Below are 21,021 nucleotides of genomic sequence, written 5' to 3'. Positions count from 1 at the left end.
CGCCTCAGCTTTTGCTTTAGCTGCCGCCTCTGCTTTGGCTTTTGCATCGGTATCAGCTTTACGTTTCGCATCTGCCTCTGCTTTGGCTTTCGCAGCGTCATCGGCTTTTTGTTTGGCGGCTAAATCAGCCTTTTTCTGCGCTTCAAGTTTGGCTTTTTGCGCAGCATCGGCTTTACGCTGTGCTTCTACTTCGGCCTTACGCGTTGCTTCAGCTTCGGCTTTAGATTTTTGTGCAGCCTCTGCTTTGGCTTTGGCAGCAGCCTGTTTTGCTTGTTCAGCGGCTTCAGCACGTTTTGCAGCTTCGGCTGCTTGCTGGGCGGCTTTAGCTTGAGCAAGCTCTGCTGCTTTTGCTTCTTGCTGAGCTTTTTGAATATCGATCTGTGGGGGTGCTGGTGCAGGCTGCGGTGCCGGAGGTGTCGGTGCAGCTGCTGTTGGCACTACAGGCGCAGGCTCTACACTCGGTTCAGCAGTTTGGGTAATTTCTTCTGCAATATTTTCATGTGCAGTTTCTTCAAACTCAGTTTCTTCACGAGTCACCGGCTTCAGGTCTTCAGGTTTAATTAAGACCGTTTTAATCTGTTTTGGCGGTTCAGGGGGATTACTCATGCCCAGATAAAGTAAGCCCACCAAAGCCACTGCATGGATGCCTAAGGTGAATCCAAGTGCGATGGCTTTTTTCTGAAATGGTGGCTTTTTATAGTCTTTCATACTTTATTCTAATGGCTTGGTCAGTAAACCGACTTGAGAAAGGCCAGCATCCTGCAGGCTTGACATTAAGGCCATCACATCGCCATAAGGGCGGGTGGTATGACCATTGATCACGACATTGAGGACCTTGTTTTCACTTTCCGCAGTGCTTTGCGCTTCTATCAAAGTCTGCGTCAAAGCCTCTAGGGTGACAGGACCTGTGGTCTGATTTTTATATTCCAGAAAATAAGTACCATCTTCTTTTAAAGTGACGATCGTAGGCGCATCTTTGGATTCGATCGGTAAGCCATTGGCCTGCGGCAAATCGACCTTGATGCCACTGGTAATCATTGGGGCAGTCACCATGAAAATGACCAGAAGTACCAGCATCACATCGATGTAGGGCACCACATTCATGTCACTTTTCAGTGGCTTTTTAATACGCTGAAAGCGTCCTGAACCTTGAATCGCCATTAGTCTTTGTCCTGAGTTATGCCCACGGACTGACGTTGTAGCAGTGCCACCATTTCTTCGGCAAACAGGGCACGATCAGAGTAAACGGTTTCACCTTTGGCCGTGAAATGGTTAAAGGCCAACACCGCTGGAATAGCTGCGAACAGGCCAATGGCAGTTGCAATCAGGGCTTCAGCAATACCAGGTGCAACCGTCGCCAGCGTCACCTGATCGACATCTGCCAGGCCAATAAAAGCGTTCATGATGCCCCAGACGGTACCGAACAGACCAACATAAGGTGCAACCGAACCAATACTGGCCAAAGCACCGAGTCCTTGCTCCAGATGACCTTGATCACGGCTCAGGCCGACACGCAGAATACGCTCTGTCCCTTCAATCGACTGGGCAGTTGGCGCATGGCGTTTTTTCAGTTTCAGGAACTCGCCCAGACCCTGATAGAAAATATCTTCAAGGCCAGTGCGTTTGGAATTGAGTTGTGCATTGTTATACAGGGTATTCAGCTCAGCACCAGACCAGAAGATTTTCTGGAAATGTTCATCATCGGCCTGGGCTTTTTTATAACTCATATAGAGCCTGGCAATCAGATACCAGCTATATATTGAGGCTAACAGGAGAGAAAGCATCACCAGTTGTACGACAGGGCTTGCTTGTAAAATAAGATCTGAAACTTGAAGAGATGATTCTAACTGAGTCGCCATAGTTGTTACGTGTGCCAATAAATTTTTTTAGTCTTGTTCCAATTCTTTTTGAATTAGTTCGCGGATTTCATCCGGGAGTCGACGTGGTCGCATCTCTGCACTGATACATGCCAACTCAACCTCACCTGATGCAAGCATGATTTCACCACGATAAATATTTTGTTGCAATACAAATGATGAAGCTTTACATGAAATGACACGTGCCGTAACAGTAATTAAATCATCCATCAGGATCGGACGCATGTATTTGACATTAATTTTATGCACCACAAAATTGTAGTCTGTCTGATGCCAGTAATGGCTCACTCCAGCGGCACGTAACCATTCGGTACGGGTACGTTCCATATAGCGAATATGATTGGCGTGATAGACAATGCCACCCGCATCAGTATCTTCAATATAAACGCGGATATTGAATTCAAAGTGATTCGCCATAGTTTTGTTCCATGCAGATTTTCGAAATTTTTGCTTGTTTTTAGATGCAGGAAAGGGATTAGAGTTTGCCGGATTCCTGCCAACAGTCAAGCAATTTAGCGGTTCAAAGTTTAGCATTGTGAGTCTTGAGACCAATGGCACAAGGTGTCAAATCTGGAGAGAAGTCACTAAGATGAAGTACTAAGCGCTTAACAGCTCATTTATAAAACAGCAGCAGATACTAAAATGCGCGAGTCCTTGGAGCCGCGCATTTTTAGTAATAGAAGATTAGCCTTTATTTTTCTGTTTCCAGTTGGCCTGAACCTGCTCAGCTACTTTTGGATAGTCCAGAATAAAACGGACATGGCTTTCGACACCGGTTTTCAAGGTCGCATCATCGACAATGAAATTCGGGTTGTGATTCGGTGCGGCTTTTGCCGGATCCTGATCTGCTGGTGTGGCACCAACAAAAACGAAGAGCGATGGCATGAGCTGGCCATAATAAGCAAAATCTTCACTGGCGCTGGCATTGTTGTCTAAAACATGCAATTTATCTTCATCATGCACGCTCGCCAAGGTTGGGCGCATCAATTCAGTCAAGGTTTTATCATTGGTGGTCACTGGTGCATAAGGTGCAATTTCGACTTTCACCTTAACGTCATTGGCTGCGGCATTGTGTTCCAGCATTTTCGGCAAGTCTTTTAAAATGCCCTGACGTACATCTTCACTATTGGAACGAATAGTCCCGACCATATTGACCTGATCTGGAATGACGTTACCGGTAGTGCCGCCCTGAATACTGCCAATACTGACCACACCCATCCCTTTGGTCAGGTCGGCTTTACGGCTGATCAGGCTTTGTAAATTGGTCACCATCTGGGCAGAGGCATAAATCGGGTCTTTACCTGCCCAAGGCATGGAGCCATGTACCTGACTGCCATTCACCTGACTGCCATTCACCTGAATACGTAAATGATCGGCACTATTCAAAATCGCACCATCTTTGTAGAAGATATTGCCACTTGGCATGCCTGCCATGACATGCATCCCGAAAATCACTTCAGGTTTTGGATTGTTCAAGGCACCGTCGGCAATCATTTTGCGTGAGCCAATCTGATCGCCATGAGTGAAGTTATCGATATCTGCACCGCCTTCTTCAGCCGGCTGGAATACGAATACCACTGTCCCCGCAATTTTATCTTTATTGGCGGCCAGAACTTTGGCTGCACCCAATAACATCGCAGTATGTGCATCATGTCCACAGGCATGCATCACATAAGATTCTTTGCCTTGATAAATGGCTTTTTGTTTGCTGGCAAAAGACACCGGTGCTGTTTCCTTAATTGGCAAGGCATCCATATCTGCACGTAAGGCCATCACAGGGCCGGGTTTTGCACCTTTCAATACACCGATTACACCGGTTTTGGCATAGCCTTTACGTACTTCAATGCCGTAGGATTTTAATTCTTTCTGGACCAGCTCCGAGGTTTTGAATTCCATGTTGCCCAGTTCAGGATGCTGGTGGATATGCTGGCGTAATTTGATGGTGTATGCTTCAGCAGCTTGTACAGAATCATCAATCCAGTCAGCCAGGCTGAATTGGCTGCAGAAAAGAAGAGGGAGACAAAGGGATATCTGCTTATACATATTCATACTTCGGGAGAACCTTAAGAATTTGAAATGGTTAAAGTGATTCTTTAGGATGGCATACTGATCTAAATTCAACCAAAACTCTCTAAGTATTTTTTAATACTTTAAAGGTATTGTTGGTGTTAATATCTGTTCTCAAAGAGATTTATTTGTTCTTTCACATTGTAAAAATATGTATCTAAATTGATTTTTTATATTTATAAGGTATGAAAATTATAAAAATTTCAGGCTAAAAAGGGATAAAAACGATTACCTCTATATCAATAATCTGAATGAAGTGAAGATTTTTTAAACCTCTTAAACTTATTTTGGCACTTAGATTGCATTCACTCTTTCGTAATATTTTTTATGACGGAAATTGAACACATGTTAAAACCTTTGGCTTTATCTCTGGCAGTGGCTTCAAGCTTAAGTTTTATTTCGACAAGCCTATGGGCTGAAGACTTTAAGATACTGAAACAGCTGGAAAATAAACCGACATTACTCAAAAGTGGTGAATATAAAGGTCATTATTATGTGCCGAGTACCTTAAATACGATTACTTGGGGTTATCTGCCAAATAAAGATGCAAAACCTGTCTTGACTGTCCCTTCAGGTAGCACAGTTACTTTCGATACAGTTTCGCATGAAGGGCTGCTGGAAGATCAAGGCCGCAATGCAGAGAAATATTTCACATCAAAAGGCGTCAAGCCTGAGCATGTATTGGATGAAGCCAAGCTGATCACGAATTCCAAATTGAAACATGATTTCCATAAAGATGGACCACACATTATTACCGGGCCTGTCTATGTAGAAGGGGCAATGCCGGGCGATATTCTAAAGGTGGAGATTTTAAAAGTTGAACCGCGTGTACCTTATGGCGTGATTTCAAACCGTCATGGCAAAGGCACCTTACCCGAATTCCCGAAACGTCAGAAACATGAGCATGCATCTCCAGCCAATCCTGATGCTTATGGCAACGTGTCCATTTTTACCCCAATTGAGAAAAATGCGGATGGTGTATGGGAAGGCGTTTTAAAAACTGAATCTGGTAAAGCGATTCGTTTCCCGCTGAATCCGTTTATGGGCACGATGGGCGTTGCACCAAATACCAGTGAGCCTGTGCACTCTGTGCCACCATCATTTTATGGCGGGAATATCGACATCAATGAATTAGGAGCAGGGGCTACGGCCTATTATCCTGTACAGGTGCCAGGTGCTTTGTTCTATACAGGTGATAGTCACTTTGTACAAGGTGATGGTGAGGTGGCTTTAACTGCCTTGGAAGGTTCGGCACGTGCGACTTTAAAATTCACTTTACTTAAATCTGGCAAGGATAAAATTCCAGGTGCAGAGATTAAACAGCCGCTGGCTGAAAATGCTGAATTCTGGATTACGCCGGGTCTGGATGAAGACTTAGATGAAGCCATGCGTAAATCCACCCGTGAAGCGATCCGTTTTCTGGTCAATGAATATGGCATTTCTGAAGAAATTGCCTATGCCTACTTAAGTGCTGCGACTGACTTTGAAGTGTCACAAGTGGTCGATCGAACCAAAGGTATTCATGCCATGATTCGTAAAGCGGATTTTAAGGAGTTTAAGAAAGAAGAGAAGTAATTTTTTTTATTTAGTTTTTTATTTTGTGCTTTTGCCAACTGATTCAGGCATGGTCAGTTGGCTTTTTCTTTTGTGATACTTTGAAAATGTTTAGAATGTTGATAATAAAAATTCATTTAAGTTAAAAGGGGTGGGTGTGGCAGAGCAGAATAATAATGAAGTGATGATTCAGCTTCCGTGGACAGTGCCACAACAACCAAATATACAAACGATCGTATTGCAACAACCTGCTAAAACACACATGGAGTTGAATGCTTCGACAGATAAAACAGCCATTTCCTCTTTTGCACTTTCAGTAGTGATTGCTCTGATTTTCGGTGCATTGGCAACGTGGCTTGCTTATTGGTATGGACGTAAGAGTTTTGAGTTAACTAAACAAGGCTTTAATTTAACATTAGAGCAAATAGGAAAGTCAGTAGAGCAAACACTGAATTCTAATAGAGAACTTTATCAAAGTCAGAAAGACTTGCAATTAATGCAGATTAAGTCTACACATCGACAGGATTGGATAAATAATATTAGAGAGCTATTTAGTGAAATTTTAATTGTAAGAACAAAAATGAATATAGTAATAGCAAATGATTTCTCTGTTCAAAGTAGGGTGTGTTGACACTTTTAGCTTAAAAAAATAGCGAAGTAGTAAAATCAAATCGCCAAACCCAATTTTACTATTCGCTATGCCTCGTACCATGCTGACAGATCAACCCTGGCAAAAGTTGAAAGTTATTCTGCGTAATTTATCCATTCACCACAACTCAAATTTACGCAATTTTATTGAAGCTATTCTCTATAGAATTAGAACAGGCTGTCCGTGGCGAGATATTCCTTGTTGTTTTGGTCATTCAAACTCTATTTTCAAACGTTTTAATCGTTGGTCAAGCAGCGGTAAGTTACTTAGATTATTCAAATTACTAGCCTCATGCCCCGATATGGAGTGGATTTTTATTGATGGCTCTCATGTACGTGCTCATCAACATTCTGCCGGTATAGCGAATCAATCTATTTCTAAAAGTGTAGGAGGAAACTCCTCAAAAATACATTTGATTGTTGATGCACATGGCAATCCTATTGATTTCATGATTACCGATGGAACCACACATGATGTTAAAGTTGCACCTGATTTAATATCAACATTAGATTTAAAAGAGACAAAAGTGGTATGTGCAGATAAAGGCTATGATTCAGAACCACTGCGTGAACAGATCAGGAAAACAGGGACTAAAGCGAATATACCAAAGAAAACAAATAGCCAATCGAACAATGACCATATGGACTGGTATTTATATAAAATCAAGCATTTAGTTGAAAATATGTTTTGTAGATTAAAGCAATTTAGAGGAATAGCTACTCGATATGACAAGCTCAAAAGAAATTATCAAAGTTCTGTTGCTTTAGCCTGTATATTTTTATGGCTACCTTTATAGGGTTAATTATGAACAGTAAATGTCAACAGACCCTAAGGAGGCATTAATAGATTATTTAGTGGAATTTAGAAAACTTACTCATAAAGTTACCTTATATTTAAATCCTTTGGAGGAATCATCGGAAATCATATTATCAGATATGAGAAAAATCGACTCTCTAGTTACTAAGTGCTTTAATAAAGATATTATCGATAATGAGTTGGATGAATTAAGCAAAATACTTATTTCTAAAACTCTTGTACAAAACATTCAAAAACTATTAAAAAAAGAATGGGAAAGAGTTAAAAAGGGAGAATAAATCTCCCTTATGAATTACTTCTCTTTCGGCTCAGGTGGGGTCATCCCAAACTGCAAATACGCCATATTAGTCGCAATACGACCACGTGCAGTACGCATCACATAACCTTGCTGAATCAGATATGGCTCAATGACATCTTCCAACGTGCCTGAATCTTCCGCCATGGCTGCTGCGAGTGCTTCAACACCGGCAGGACCACCATCAAAACGCTCAAGAAGCATAGATAAATAACGGCGGTCGAGTGTGTCTAAACCATCTTTATCGACTTTGAGCATATCCAAAGCACGTTGGGCCATATCCTGATTGATCTCACCCGTCCCTTTGACCTGTGCATAGTCACGGACACGACGCAATAAACGGTTGGCAATACGCGGTGTACCTCGTGAGCGACGGGCAATTTCTTTTGCGCCATCTCCCGTCATAGGTACATCCATCAAATTGGCTGAACGCTTGACAATGTGGGTTAAATCTTCAACCGAATAAAACTCTAAACGTTGCACGATTCCGAAACGGTCACGCAGCGGAGAGGTGAGTAGACCTGCACGTGTGGTTGCTGCAACCAGAGTAAATGGTGGTAAATCCAGTTTAATCGAGCGCGCAGCAGGGCCTTCACCAATCATGATATCGAGCTGATAATCTTCCATCGCCGGATACAGGATTTCTTCAATCACGGGTGAAAGACGGTGAATCTCGTCAATAAACAGGACATCGCCTTCTTCCAGATTGGTTAGCATCGCGGCTAAGTCGCCGGCACGTTCCAGAACCGGACCAGAAGTTGACTTAAGATTGCCACCCATTTCTCGGGCAATAATATTGGCCAACGTTGTTTTACCCAGACCTGGCGGACCAAAAATCAAGGTGTGATCGAGGGCTTCTTCACGGCCGCGGGCTGCACCAATGAAAATTTCCATCTGCTCACGAACCACCGGTTGACCGATGTAGTCATCGAGGGAAGTTGGGCGGATGGCGCGATCGAAATGATCTTCGGGTTTTTCAGAACCACTGATGAGACGGTCTTGCATATCTATTAACTTAATCTCTTTATTGAAGCTGTTTGATGCTGCGGAAACAGCCTCAAATAATGATTTGTGTTTAGTTGCCATTGTGTAGGCGTTGTTTTACTTTTGAAAGATCAAAAGTAACAAAAATCTTTTGTTGAACTGAGGGTGTGTCCTACACCCCAGTTCAACGGGCGACATCCTTGTCGCCATACATTTATCAAATTTGGGTTGATGGTGAATACGATTTATCTATTCATCGACTTTAATGCAGCGCGGATAATATCGCTGGCTTCTGTAAATTCGCCTTTGGCGGCATTCACCAGTTTTTGTGCTTCAGCAGGCTTATAGCCCAAGGACTGTAATGCAGCTTCCGCTTCAGCCACGGCTGAATTACCCATAAACTGAATTTGTGGTGCAGTTGAATTACTTGGTGCAGCACCTGAAGCCATGGCTTTAAAGCGGTCACGCAATTCAATCATCAGGCGTTCTGCAGTCTTTTTACCCACCCCCGGAACCTTGACCAGAGTATTGATATCTTCATGTTCAACGGTGTGGATCAGCATTTCCACACTTAAAGTTGAAAGAATACCAAGCGCCATTTTCGGACCAACGCCGTTCACCTTTAATAAGGTACGGAAAATGGTTTTTTCCTGCGCATTGATAAAGCCATAAAGTAACTGGGCATCTTCACGAACAGCCAGATGGGTCCACAGAGTAATTTTCTGACCTTTTTGCAACTGGCAGAAAGTGGTTAAAGGGGTATCAATCTCATAACCTACGCCGTTCACATTTAATAAAACAGTCGGTGCTTCCAGCGCCAGCACTTCCCCAATCAGGCATCCAATCATTTTTTATACATACTCAAATTTAATACAGGCATAGTAGTCAGCATTTTTGATAAAGGCAAAACTCTATCATTCAAATCCAGTGATTTTGCTGAGATTATCATCAGGCGCTCGTTCGTGTTAGAGTAACCCGGCTTTATTGCCATGCAGTTCCTGCGCCAGATTATAAGCCTGATGATCCGAGAACTTGGAGACAATATCTAGCACCTGCATAATGTTGTCATAATGATCAGCGCTAAACTGCGCACCCGAGCGTTTTAAAATAGCCATCAAACGCTGCTCTTTAAAGCTTAAAGTTTTGTGCGGCGTGGTCAGTGGAATAAAGGCATCCAGAATCGTTTGTAAACTTTGATGCGCGATAATTTCCAGACCGGCTTTTTGCGGATGTTCGAAGATTTTGTCTCGCGCCAGTTCTTTGGCCCGGTTAATGCCAATCTCAATGTCGGCACTACAATAACCCAGCAATGAGCCTTGCAGTTGACCCATCAGGATTTCCTGCTGATGTCGCGCAAAAGCTGTGGTGACTTCATCTACCAGACGTTTCATGACCCGGCCACGTAGGGCGGCAATTTTTTGTTGCCAGGTGGTATAAGGCATATTGATTTCTTCAGGCGTGCCATATTCACCCAGCAAGTTCAGAAAGACTGGTTCAACTTCCGCGTAGCTGAGCATATTCAGGCTGATACCATCTTCCAGATCAATCAGGGCATAGCAGATATCATCCGCAGCTTCTAAAAGATAGGTCAGCGGATGACGACAATAATGATATTCACCGAGCTGAATCAAACCCAACTGTTCAGCAATTTCCTGCAAAATCTCTTTTTCAGACTGGTAACAACCAAATTTTGGACGTCGACTGGCCGGGGTGTTACCAGTCGGGTCAATGGCCTCAGAGAGCCATGGGTATTTAAGATAGGCACCAAGTGTGGCATAAGTCAGGCGCATGCCGCCATCATAGGGATGGTAATCGATCTTGGTCAGCAGGCGCAGACCTTGGGCATTGCCTTCAAACTGGCGTACGTCAGCTTCCTGTTCAGAACTCAAATCTTTTAAAAAGTCGGTATGAGAAGCATCGTCAAACCATTCCCGAATGGCGTATTCACCGGCATGACCAAAAGGCGGGTTACCAATATCATGTGCCAGACAGGCTGCCTGAATGATGGCACCGACATCAGCCGGAGAAATCCAGGCAGGTAAATTATCTTTAATTTTCTCTGCAGCCAACATACCGAGTGAACGGCCAATACAGGAGACTTCCAGTGAGTGGGTTAAACGGGTATGAATACCATCGTGCTGGGTGAGTGGATGTACTTGGGTTTTGCGGTTTAACTGCCGGAAGCTTTGCGAAAAAATAATACGATCATAATCTTTATGAAATGGGCTGCGTGCCAGTTCAGTGCTTTGTTTTTTACTACCAATCCGAACTGTCGAAAGCAGTTCTAACCAACGCATTTGAGTCATTTATCATTATTCAGTGATCCACTATTTGCATCATGCCAAAAAACCAGCTCTGACACTAGGGGAGTGCGACATGAATTGTCATGCTGCATATGGTTATTTCATTCCGCTGGAAAAAACTAAGAATTAAAAATCGAAATCATCAAATGAACAATAAAAAAGCAGACTCAATGGCCTGCTTTTTGTTTAAGGCGAAGAATCAGATTAGCTCTTCGCCATTTTTTTTGGCTTGTTGTATGTCTTTATAGACATTCAGGCAAATCGTGAACAAGACCAGGCTTGCCACCAATGGCCAAAAAAGTACATACAGGGTCAATAATTGACTTGTCATCTGAAATCTCCTTATTTACTTTTCTCAGATAGCTGGTGAAATTCAATCACCATCTTATTGATTTGTTTAAAATCAAATCGTTCTTTACTGTAGACCAGCGTCAATACAGTACATACCAGTGCACTACTGCCATACGCTGTTAGTGAGCTTAATAAAGTGCCATATTCGCGCAAGAAGCCGATGGTCCATGGCATGAAGCCAATACTGGCCAATATGCCAACGACCAGACCCACTTTCTTGCCAAAGAAACCAAAGGTCATCAGACCCAGCACCACACCAATCCCCAGGGTCGCAACGAGTTCAAAGCCAAGTGCGATCAATCCCTGAATCGGAAGCCATTCAAAACGTACTATCAGAAAGCTGAAAAATGCGAGGCCCACTGACCAGTTAAAGGCCCGGGCATTCACCTTGTCCCAATACAGGCTGACAATCACCGGGAATACAATAGAACCCCAAAGCGCACCCACAAAAATCAGCATCGACAAAATGTCAAACTTCAAGGTGGCAATCACAATCCCCAGCATGGTGGCAACGATCATGGTCATACGGCCAATAAACAGCATTTTCTTTGGATCAGGACGGTTTTTCGCAATCTGTTTGCCATAAATGTCCGTCATGACAATCGCAGACAGGGCAGACAGATCCGAGTCAGCGGTAGAAGACAATGCTCCAATCACCATGATGAATAACAGCGCGACCATAAATGGAGAAAGATAAGTCGCTGCCATTTGCGGAATCAGGTTATTCAGGTTGCCATCAATGGGCTGAATACCTGCAAATAGTGCCAATAACCCCAGCATGCCTAGACCAATGACAATTGCAGCATAACCAATGGTTGCAGTGATAAAACTTGGTTTGATCAGGTCTTCACGGACTGCAAACAGGCGCTGGGCAATGGTCTGATTACCAATCGCGTAGGCCAATACCGCAACAAAAAATGGTGCACCTTGTTCCAGAAAGGCTGTTTTAGAGAAAAAATCCAGCTGTTCCGGCTGCAGGTGATGAATCCCGCTTTGAAACAGGGAAGGTCCGCCTAAGGTAAAGAACAAGGTTGGAATAATGATCACAGCCGCGACAATCATCGCCACCAGTTGACCAAAATCGGTAAACACCGAAGAACGGAACCCCGACCAAAGGGTATAGGACAGTACACCGATACCGGTAATCAGCACGCCATGGATAAAGCTTAAAGGAGATAAAATTTCAACCAGTGCCCCAGCGGCGGTAAAGTTCACCATCAGGCTGATGACGCTACCCACAATATTGGAACCTGCCAGAATCATCTGGCTTTGGTTGCCATGCCGGGCATGCATAATTTCTGCCAGGGTGTGGGCATTAGGCGCCAGTTCACGAAAGCGCTTACCAAAGGGATAGATAAATAAAATCATCAGCGCACCCCATAAACCATAGTGGAGGGCACCGGAAACGCCGTATGTATATCCGGATGAAGCTGCTGCATAAAATGATGCGGCCCAGATCCAGGTGGCGGTCATACTGGCCGCAGACATTCCAAATCCGATGGAGCCATTCGAGACCATGTAGCCATCAACATTCTCATTTTTCTGTTTAATACGTAACGATAGTAGAAAGGTGATGCCATAGAAAAGCACCATCAATAGTACAGTTGCTGTACTAGTGAATTGAAACATACATACTCCTTAAGCGGGTCACCTTTTGTTTTTGAAAATTAAATCATTGGTGACAGATTAAGGCTCTAAAATAGACAGAGCAGTGAAGCTATAGAACATCAAAAAGTTAGTGTCCGAATATAGAATTTATATTCATCTCTACAGCAGAAAGGAAAAACCATTGCTAGGTTCAGAATTTGGACATTTCCTCAGCAATTCGGCTAGAGCTTAACATAAAATCATCAAATTTACTGATGAAGTGTCTATTTGGTAAGATTTTTAGCTGATATAGACATGTGAGTCTGTAGCTCTGTTAGTTGAATAAAAAAGAAAATTTTTGATATTTTTCTATTAATTACAAATATTTATTTTAAATTTTCAAGTTAAATAAAACATGGTAATAAGGATTAAATAAAAAAGTAACAAAATTTTATTATTAATCATTTCTTCATTATTTTTTTATATGAGCCTCATAATTCCTGGTGAATTTTCTTATAAATACGAGTGGTGTTTTGCTATTTATATTGTGCTTTTTACGCATAATAGAACTAATGAATAAGTGATGAAATTTCAAAATATTAGATATGGTGGAGTAATTTTATGGATATGATTTTTGGTCTTTTAGATGAGTAAATTCCGCTTAATTATGATCTGAGAAGATAAACATCAAATATGAAAAAATAAAAGGATCAAAATAAGGAATTTTATTTTTATTCTTTTGGAAGATGAGAATAGATGTCCGGTTTTTATTCTGAAGATTATGTCAAATTAAAATGCCACTCATTATTAATTACTCATTAGACCTCTTGCGAAAGTAAAAACTGCCTCAATATAGATTTCATGAAATATCAGAAATTAAATCGTTTTTCAGATTCTGAATTCCAGCGCTTGGTTGGTGTACCTCGAGCAGTTTTTAGTGAAATGGTCGAAGTTTTAAAAGAAGCAGAATCACTTAAAAAGAAATTAGGGCGTCCTCATACTTTAGCTATAGAGGATCAATTATTATTAACACTCAATTACTTACGGAGCTACAACACCCAATTGGAATTGGCGGCAAATTACCATATCGCTGAAAGTAATGTGAATCGAACTATTAAAAAGGTTGAAGATGCATTAATGAAATCAAGACGTTTTACCCTGCCAAAACGAAGCATTACCACAGCAGACGAACAATTTAACTGGGTAATTATTGATGCGACAGAATGTTTAATAGAACGCCCGAAAAAAAAATCAGAGTAAGTTCTACAGTGGTAAAAAGAAGAAACATACGTTAAAAGCCCAAGTGATCTATCATCCGAAGAGCAAACAAATCATAGGAGTAGATATATCGTCTGGCAGTCAGCATGATATTAAATTGGCAAGAAAAACAGTTAAGAAATTCAAACATTGTGACTATGTTATGACCGATTTAGGGTACTATGGGTTAGAGCAAGATGGCTTTAAATTATTGATGCCAATAAAGAAAAAGAAGAATTTACCCTTATTTGATGCTGAGAAAAATTACAATAAAATGATTGGAAAAATACGAGTTGTAATCGAACATATTAACAGTCAATTGAAAAGATTTAGAATACTAAGTGAACGCTATCGAAATAGACGGAAAAGATTCGGTTTACGCATTAACTTAATCGCTGCACTGGTAAACCGGATGAACTTGCAATAACGACTTTCGCAAGAGATCTATTTATATGGCAGAGTAATTTGCCTCTGGTGCTGTAATGGAGGAGATGAGCGGAGAACTGTTCCTTGTATTGCAGAACGGCAGAAGACTTTTAACCAGTTTTCTAATCTTAGAAGTCAAAGTTAGGAGTCACTCAAAAGAATTAAAAACAGTCTCAAAAAATACGACTTCATGAAATCTTGTAATCAAGTATTTCATTTTGGCCTAAATCGGAGTTTTGGCAGGTCATGACAATAAAACCTGAATTTGAGTTTGCACTGATTGTTGTTGAAAAATAATACAATTTTTACATATAAAATTATTCTGAAGCAGTTTTGATTTTTCTTTAAAAAAATGTGATAACCTGTGCGACTACATTCAATTTTCCTGACTGAAAATAAACGAAATATTTTAAAAGTCCAGGATATTTCAGACGTAGTTTTCTGATTTGGCATCTAGCCGATTTCCTTATTTCACAGTAGAATATGCGCTCTCTCAAGTCACATTGTGGCATGGTTGTTCAGACCATCCCGTGGAGCCAAAATCAGCATGTTTATCGTTGCCGGTGCACCCGCACATTCTTCTTTTAAGAAAACTCAACTATTATCGCGTTTGACGTCAATTAGTTCTGTTCAATCAATTGAAAGTCAATGGGTCTACCTCTTTGACCAAGCGCTCAGCGAGCAACAACAGCAATCAGCTTTACAGCTTCTCAACGATGGTCAATCTTTTGAATTGCACCAGGCTGCAAGTGATGAAATCCAGATTTTAGTCACACCGCGCGTCGGAACCATCTCTCCTTGGTCCTCTAAAGCGACGGACATTTTCAAAAACTGTAATACGCCGGTTCATCGACTTGAACGCGGCGTTTTATTTACTTTGAAGGGCGTAAAAGAGCTTTCTAAAGAAGCATTGCAAGTACTTCACGACCGTATGACCGAAAGCGTATTCAATGCGATTGAAGATGCTGCGGTATTATTTGTGGAAACTGCGCCAAAACCACTGAACTCGATTGATATTCTGGGTGAAGGTAAAGAAGCACTTGTAAAAGCCAACAACGAGTTTGGTTTTGCATTATCAATGGATGAAATTGATTACCTGACTGAAGCTTTCATCAAGCTAGGCCGTAATCCAAATGACATCGAACTGATGATGTTTGCTCAAGCCAACTCTGAGCATTGTCGTCATAAAATCTTCGGTTCAGAATGGACGATTGATGGTGAAGTTCAGCCATTGTCATTGTTCCAGATGATCAAGAACACCTATAAAGAATCACCAACAGACGTATTGTCGGCTTATAAAGACAACGCTTCGGTGATTGTTGGTTCGGATACCCAGCGTTTTTATCCAACCCAAGAAGACAATGGTCATCAAGTTTATAAATACAAGAGCCAGGCCGCGCATATCCTGATGAAAGTGGAAACCCACAACCATCCAACTGCGATTGCACCATTTGCCGGTGCAGCGACAGGTTCAGGCGGTGAAATCCGTGACGAAGGTGCGACCGGTCGTGGTGGTAAGCCTAAAGCAGGTTTAACCGGCTTCACCGTATCTAACCTGAATATTCCGGGCTTTGAACAGCCTTGGGAAGAAAACTACGGCAAACCATCGCGTATGGCATCGCCGTTACAAATCATGATTGAAGGCCCATTGGGTGGTGCTGCGTTCAATAACGAATTTGGTCGTCCAGCTTTAAATGGTTACTTCCGTACTTTTGAACAAAACGTCAATGGCGATGTTAAAGGTTTCCATAAGCCAATCATGATCGCTGGTGGTTACGGAAATATCCGTCCAGATCACGTTGAAAAAGATCCGATCTTACCGGGTGACTTATTGATCGTGCTCGGTGGTCCAGCCATGCTGATCGGTCTTGGCGGGGGTGCTGCATCTTCTGTAGATAGCGGCAAATTGGGCGAGAACCTTGATTTTGCCTCAGTACAACGTGAAAACCCGGAAATGGAACGCCGTTGCCAAGAAGTGATCGATACTTGCTGGCGCATGGAAGACCACAACCCAATCGTGTCGGTACATGATGTCGGTGCGGGTGGTGTATCAAATGCCATGCCTGAACTGGTGAATGATCACGAATTGGGTGCGGTGCTAGATCTTCGTAAGATTCCATCTTTAGAACCTGGCATGTCGCCAATGGAGATCTGGTCAAACGAAGCGCAAGAACGTTATGTATTGGCGATTCGTCCATCTTCTTTAGAATTATTTGAGTCAATCTGTGCGCGTGAACGTTGTCCGTTTGCAGTACTGGGTGAGGCGACTGAAGCACGTCATTTAACCGTTGAAGATCCATTGTTCGGCAACAAACCGGTGGATATGCCAATGCAGGTGATGCTTGGCGGTACTCCGCGTATGAGCCGTTCCTATGAAACGATTGAACGTAAAGGCGATGATTTTGACGCGGCTAAAGTTACGGATTTAAAAGATGCGATTTATCGCGTTCTGAAAAACCCGACAGTGGCTTCTAAATCATTCCTGATCAGTATTGGTGACCGTTCGATTACCGGTATGGTCGCGCGTGACCAGATGGTGGGTCGCTGGCAGGTTCCTGTCGCGGATGCTGCAGTAACAACTACAAGTCTTGTCGGTTACACCGGTGAAGCAATGGCAATGGGTGAACGTCCTCCAGTAGCGTTGTTGAATCCTGCTGCATCAGCACGTTTATCTGTGGCTGAATCGATCTCGAACATCATGTCTGCGAAGATTGAAAAAATCAGCGACATCAAATTGTCTGCAAACTGGATGGCTGCTGCGGGTCAACCGGGCGAAGATCAGGCATTGTTCGAAGGCGTGAAAGCCATCGGTATGGAAATGTGTCCTGCACTGGGTATCGCGATTCCAGTCGGTAAAGACTCATTGTCTATGCGTACCACCTGGAATGATGAAGGTGAAGACAAGTCTGTGACTTCTCCAATGTCGGGTGTGATCACTGCATTTGCGCCAGTGACTGATGTGCGTCAAACATTGACTCCTGAACTGAAAGATATTGAATCTATATTGGTTCGTATTGATCTGTCTAAAGGTCAGTTCCGTTTAGGCGGTTCGATTCTGGCGCAGGTATACAAAGCAATTGGTTCAGTTACTCCTGATGTGGATAGCTTCGATGACTTCAAAGCATTCTTCGCATTGGTTCAAGACTGGAACAACCGTGGTTTGATCAAGGCGTATCATGACATCGGTGATGGTGGTTTATTGGCGACTGTTGCAGAAATGATGTTCGCATCACGTCTGGGTGTTGCTCTAGAAGATCAATCAACTGCAAGCCTATTTGCTGAAGAGATTGGTGCAGTTCTACAAATTGCCAAAGCAGATTGGGAAGCATTACAAGCTGAAGTTGCAGCATCTACGCTTAAAGATGCAATTGCAGTGGTTGGTAGTGTAAACAATATGGACCAATTGTCTATCAATGGTCTGGTACTTGAACGTGCTGACCTGCAAGTGGCATGGACTGAAGTTTCTCATCAAATCCAGCGCCTACGTGACAACGTACAAACTGCAGATCAGGAATTTGCCTTAATTACTGATAAAGCGCACAAAGGTATTATCGCCCAACCAACATTCGACTTGAACGAAGCGATTGAAGCACCTTTCATTAACTTGCGTCGTCCAAATATGGCAATTCTGCGTGAGCAGGGTGTGAATGGTCATATTGAAATGGCGGCAGCTTTCGACAAAGTCGGTTTCAATACCGTTGACGTCCACATGAGTGACTTGCTGGCAGGTCGTATCAGCCTGGATGATTTCGAAGGTTTGGTAACGTGTGGTGGCTTCTCGTATGGTGACGTGATGGGCGCTGGTGGGGGCTGGGCGAAATCCGTATTGTTCAATGCTAAATTGCGTGACCAGTTTGAGAAATTCTTCAACCGTCAAGAAACCTTCTCGCTCGGTATCTGTAATGGTTGTCAAATGTTGTCTCAATTGGCTCCATTAATTCCGGGTGCGGATGCTTGGCCACGTTTCCATCGCAATACGTCTGAAGTATTTGAAGCGCGAGCAGTGAACGTTCGTGTGGAAAAATCGAATTCAGTATTGTTACAAGACATGCAAGGTTCGATTCTGCCGATCGCTGTGGCGCATGGTGAAGGTCGTGCAGTTGCAACGGCGGAAAACTTTGCTGCACTGAATGCATCGAATCAGGTGGTTCTACGTTATGTCGACAGCCATGGCAATGCAACTGAACAATATCCGTTGAACCCGAATGGTTCACCGGAAGGTATTACCGGTGTAACCTCTCAGGATGGCCGTGCAACGATTATGATGCCGCACCCTGAACGTAACTTCCGCGCGCTCCAGCATTCCTGGAAACCAGAAGACTGGGATCAAGACGGTGCTTGGTTACGTATGTTCCGTAATGCACGTAAATTTATTGGCTAATTGATATAATCAAGAATTAAAAAAGCCCCGAAAGGGGCTTTTTTAATAAGCAAATTATAGATTTATAGGTGATTAGATATAGAATTGAAAAAGATTAAAAAATGAATAAAGAGTCCTCAAATGTCCGATTTAATTGAAAAAGTTTTACTTTTACAAGAATTGCTAATAGCTAGAGCTACTGATACTTATGAAAAAGGTTCTTCAGAGGCATTTATGCAGCTTAGACAAGAGTTACTGACATTTAAAAACTTTTATGAATATATTCCATTTTTTATTAAAGACACACGCACATTAGATGAATTTGAAGCTAGGATTAAGTGGGATTTTGAATCTTACGCTGAACGTGAAAATTATATTTATTCGGAATTTAAAGAATTCTTTAATGTATTAGAAAGTCTAGATGTTCCTCCATTGGATCAGGTAGTACAGTTGAAGATTGCTGAATTAAGCTCGGATTATATACATCAAATATAGCAGAAAGCATTAGAGCGAAGAAGTACAGATCCCGAAGGTGCGATTACATTAGCTCGAACACTTTTAGAATCGACCTGCAAATATATTCTTGATGAATACGAAGTCGGTTATGGCAATGCTCCAGATATAAATCAACTGTATAGATTGGTGAGTAAAGAATTAAACCTTGCTCCATCTCAACATACGGAGCAGACTTTCAAACAAATTCTCGGAGGATGTAGTTCCATCATTGAAGGTTTAGGATCATTGAGAAATAAAGTGGGTGATGCTCATGGGCAAGGTAAAATAAACTTTAAACCTTCTCCAAGACATGCAGAATTAGCAGTGAATTTGGCTGGTACAATGTCCGTGTTTTTATTCTCATCTTGGAAATTAAAACAAGGTGAATGAATTCTTTATTATAAATATTGTTTTTAAATAGTATCTTAATTTTACTGTATGGAAAAATTAAAATAAATTCACTAACATAGGATTATTCAACCACCAATTTGGTGGATTTTTGCTTTTTAAGCATTCTGATTTTTTAATTTTTTTTCTTCCTGCTGAGTTGGTTTAGATTTTGCTTTTATATTGTATATAAAGTGCTATGGTATGTTTTATGCACAACTTTATTGCACTATAAAAGAAAGATGGAATAGATCGGTTCAGTATCAATTCTCAAAGATGAGGTGATGACATGGCTAAAACACTTAGAATAATGGATAAGGCGGCAATGCGTCAGAAAGGCTGGATGTTGTTTTGTATTGTTGTAGGACTACAAATATTGTTCGTTGTGGGCAGTTACTTGCTGCAGGGTTCTTGATCATCAGCTTTAAGAAAGCCACCATTAAGGTGGCTTTATATGTATTAGTTCAGACTTGATCGTACATTCTTCTTGAAAAAGAGAAAGTTACCCGTTTTGATAAAGGTGTCGAAATCTTAATCAAACAAAGGTAACTTTCTTATGTTGCATACTAACAATCAAATCATTAAACACAAAGTAGGTCTGCTTAATTTAGCTGAAGAGCTTCAGAATGTACCAGAGCATGCAAAGTGATGGGTGTTTCAAGAGATACATTTTATCGCTATCAGGAATTAGTGAAGTCTGGTGATATTGACGCACTGATCAATAAATCCCGTCGAGTACCAAATTTAAAAAACCGTGTAGATGATGCTACTGAACAGGCTGTTATTGATTTCGCAATTCAATATCCCGCATATGGTCAGCACCGTACTAGTAATGAATTACGCAAGAAGGGTGTATTCGTTTCAGGGAGTGGGGTTCGCTCTATATGGCTTCGTCATGATTTAGAAAACTTTAAGAAGCGTTTAAAAGCACTTGAGGCTAAAGTGGCACAGGATGGTATTGAATTAAATGATCAGCAGATTGCGGCACTTGAACGTAAGCATGAGGATGACGTTGCTTGTGGTGAAATCGAAACAGCTCATCCAGGCTATTTAGGCGCGCAAGACACCTTTTATGTCGGGAATCTAAAAGGTGTTGGACGAATCTATCAACAAACATTCATCGACACTTATAGCAAGGTCGTTCATTGCAAGCTCTATACAACAAAAACACCGATTACAGCGGCTGATTTACTCAATGATCGTGTGTTGCCATTCTATCAATCTCAGGACTTACCAATGCTTCGCATCCTCACAGACAGAGGTACTGAGTATTGCGGTAAGGTAGAACAACATGACTATGAGTTGTATCTGGCAGTTAATGATATTGATCACACGAAGACAAAAGCAGCTTCGCCGCAAACAAATGGTATCTGTGAGCGTTTCCATAAGACGATTTTGCAGGAGTTCTATCAAATTACGTTTAGGAAGAAGCTTTATAGCTCATTGGAAGAATTACAAGTTGATCTAGACGATTGGCTGAAATTCTATAATACTGAACGGACTCATCAAGGAAAAATGTGCTGTGGTCGTACACCACTTGAAACTTTACTTGATGGAAAACGGATTTGGGCTGAGAAGAATTTAGCTCAAATTTAACCTGACAGGCACAATAA

Annotated in this window: 19 protein-coding genes and 1 pseudogene; 10 read left to right on the top strand and 10 right to left on the bottom strand. The window is 42.0% G+C overall.

Annotation, left to right across the window (positions count from 1 at the left end):
• From tolA to F890_RS04270, 5 genes are all read right to left on the bottom strand, one after another.
• The coding region (gene tolA / locus F890_RS04290) for a cell envelope integrity protein TolA (RefSeq protein WP_005265814.1) at positions 1-708 on the bottom strand (708 nt) is incomplete at its 3' end.
• A 3-nt stretch (positions 709-711) separates the two neighbouring features.
• A complete protein-coding gene (tolR, locus tag F890_RS04285; RefSeq protein ID WP_004279112.1) occupies positions 712-1,161 on the bottom strand; it encodes a protein TolR in 450 nt (149 codons plus the stop codon).
• A complete protein-coding gene (gene tolQ / locus F890_RS04280; RefSeq protein WP_004279111.1) occupies positions 1,161-1,859 on the bottom strand; it encodes a protein TolQ in 699 nt (232 codons plus the stop codon). Before tolQ ends, tolR begins: the two co-directional genes overlap by 1 nt.
• Positions 1,860-1,886: 27 nt before the next feature.
• Positions 1,887-2,294, bottom strand: a complete 408-nt coding sequence (ybgC, locus tag F890_RS04275) for a tol-pal system-associated acyl-CoA thioesterase (RefSeq protein WP_004645668.1) — start codon at positions 2,292-2,294, stop codon at positions 1,887-1,889.
• Positions 2,295-2,561: 267 nt separating this feature from the next.
• A complete protein-coding gene (locus F890_RS04270) occupies positions 2,562-3,920 on the bottom strand; it encodes an amidohydrolase (protein WP_162924856.1) in 1,359 nt (452 codons plus the stop codon).
• 369 nt (positions 3,921-4,289) lie between these two features.
• Here F890_RS04270 and F890_RS04265 point away from each other — a divergent pair, with 369 nt between their 5' ends.
• From F890_RS04265 to F890_RS04250, 4 genes are all read left to right on the top strand, one after another.
• Positions 4,290-5,519 (top strand): acetamidase/formamidase family protein, encoded by a 1,230-nt coding sequence (locus F890_RS04265; protein ID WP_005106407.1) that lies wholly within the window; start codon positions 4,290-4,292, stop codon positions 5,517-5,519.
• 136 nt (positions 5,520-5,655) lie between these two features.
• The gene (locus tag F890_RS04260) at positions 5,656-6,129 is read left to right on the top strand and encodes a hypothetical protein (RefSeq protein WP_005265811.1); all 474 of its coding nucleotides are present in this window, start codon (positions 5,656-5,658) and stop codon (positions 6,127-6,129) included.
• A gap of 67 nt (positions 6,130-6,196) precedes the next feature.
• Entirely contained in the window at positions 6,197-6,943 is a 747-nt protein-coding gene (locus F890_RS04255; protein ID WP_005265810.1) for an IS5-like element ISAba31 family transposase, read from the top strand.
• Positions 6,944-6,962: 19 nt separating this feature from the next.
• The gene (locus F890_RS04250; protein ID WP_005265809.1) at positions 6,963-7,241 is read left to right on the top strand and encodes a hypothetical protein; all 279 of its coding nucleotides are present in this window, start codon (positions 6,963-6,965) and stop codon (positions 7,239-7,241) included.
• A 14-nt stretch (positions 7,242-7,255) separates the two neighbouring features.
• Here the strand turns inward: F890_RS04250 and ruvB are convergent, their stop codons facing one another.
• The 5 genes from ruvB to F890_RS04230 all read right to left on the bottom strand — a co-directional run bounded on the left by ruvB (position 7,256) and on the right by F890_RS04230 (position 12,525).
• On the bottom strand, positions 7,256-8,263 hold the full coding sequence (gene ruvB, locus F890_RS04245; RefSeq protein ID WP_004279105.1) for a Holliday junction branch migration DNA helicase RuvB: 1,008 nt from the start codon (positions 8,261-8,263) through the stop codon (positions 7,256-7,258).
• A gap of 224 nt (positions 8,264-8,487) precedes the next feature.
• Complete coding sequence (gene ruvA / locus F890_RS04240; protein WP_005265806.1) at positions 8,488-9,090, bottom strand: Holliday junction branch migration protein RuvA; 603 nt, start codon at positions 9,088-9,090, stop codon at positions 8,488-8,490.
• Positions 9,091-9,207: 117 nt separating this feature from the next.
• Positions 9,208-10,548 (bottom strand): deoxyguanosinetriphosphate triphosphohydrolase, encoded by a 1,341-nt coding sequence (locus tag F890_RS04235; RefSeq protein WP_005265805.1) that lies wholly within the window; start codon positions 10,546-10,548, stop codon positions 9,208-9,210.
• 196 nt (positions 10,549-10,744) lie between these two features.
• Positions 10,745-10,876: a putative transporter small subunit gene (locus tag F890_RS18905; protein WP_005265804.1), complete on the bottom strand. Its 132-nt coding sequence runs from the start codon at positions 10,874-10,876 to the stop codon at positions 10,745-10,747.
• Between the two features lie 11 nt (positions 10,877-10,887).
• Positions 10,888-12,525, bottom strand: a complete 1,638-nt coding sequence (locus F890_RS04230; RefSeq protein ID WP_005265803.1) for a sodium:solute symporter family transporter — start codon at positions 12,523-12,525, stop codon at positions 10,888-10,890.
• An 819-nt stretch (positions 12,526-13,344) separates the two neighbouring features.
• Between F890_RS04230 and F890_RS18025 the strand changes: the two genes are divergently transcribed.
• The 6 genes and pseudogenes from F890_RS18025 (at position 13,345) to F890_RS04205 (ending at position 21,004) form a co-directional block, all read left to right on the top strand.
• Positions 13,345-14,167, top strand: a protein-coding gene (locus F890_RS18025; protein ID WP_085064288.1) for an IS5 family transposase whose coding sequence is annotated in 2 segments (ribosomal slippage) — positions 13,345-13,725 and positions 13,727-14,167 — 822 coding nt in all. Because the reading frame shifts where the segments join, the coding sequence is not laid out codon by codon here.
• A gap of 546 nt (positions 14,168-14,713) precedes the next feature.
• Positions 14,714-18,547: a phosphoribosylformylglycinamidine synthase gene (purL, locus tag F890_RS04215; protein WP_005265802.1), complete on the top strand. Its 3,834-nt coding sequence runs from the start codon at positions 14,714-14,716 to the stop codon at positions 18,545-18,547.
• A gap of 120 nt (positions 18,548-18,667) precedes the next feature.
• On the top strand, positions 18,668-19,021 hold the full coding sequence (locus F890_RS19025; protein WP_005265801.1) for a hypothetical protein: 354 nt from the start codon (positions 18,668-18,670) through the stop codon (positions 19,019-19,021).
• A 144-nt stretch (positions 19,022-19,165) separates the two neighbouring features.
• Positions 19,166-19,411, top strand: a complete 246-nt coding sequence (locus tag F890_RS19020; RefSeq protein WP_265586699.1) for an abortive infection family protein — start codon at positions 19,166-19,168, stop codon at positions 19,409-19,411.
• Positions 19,412-19,697: 286 nt separating this feature from the next.
• Complete coding sequence (locus F890_RS19205) at positions 19,698-19,823, top strand: KGW motif small protein (RefSeq protein WP_004645654.1); 126 nt, start codon at positions 19,698-19,700, stop codon at positions 19,821-19,823.
• A gap of 141 nt (positions 19,824-19,964) precedes the next feature.
• Positions 19,965-21,004: pseudogene (locus F890_RS04205) on the top strand (IS481 family transposase).
• Positions 21,005-21,021 lie beyond the last annotated feature (17 nt).

Source organism: Acinetobacter sp. CIP 64.7, assembly GCF_000369745.1.
Lineage (GTDB): Bacteria > Pseudomonadota > Gammaproteobacteria > Pseudomonadales > Moraxellaceae > Acinetobacter > Acinetobacter fasciculus.
The sequence above is the reverse complement of the archived record's forward strand: the minus strand, read 5'-3'. Positions and strand labels throughout refer to the sequence as shown.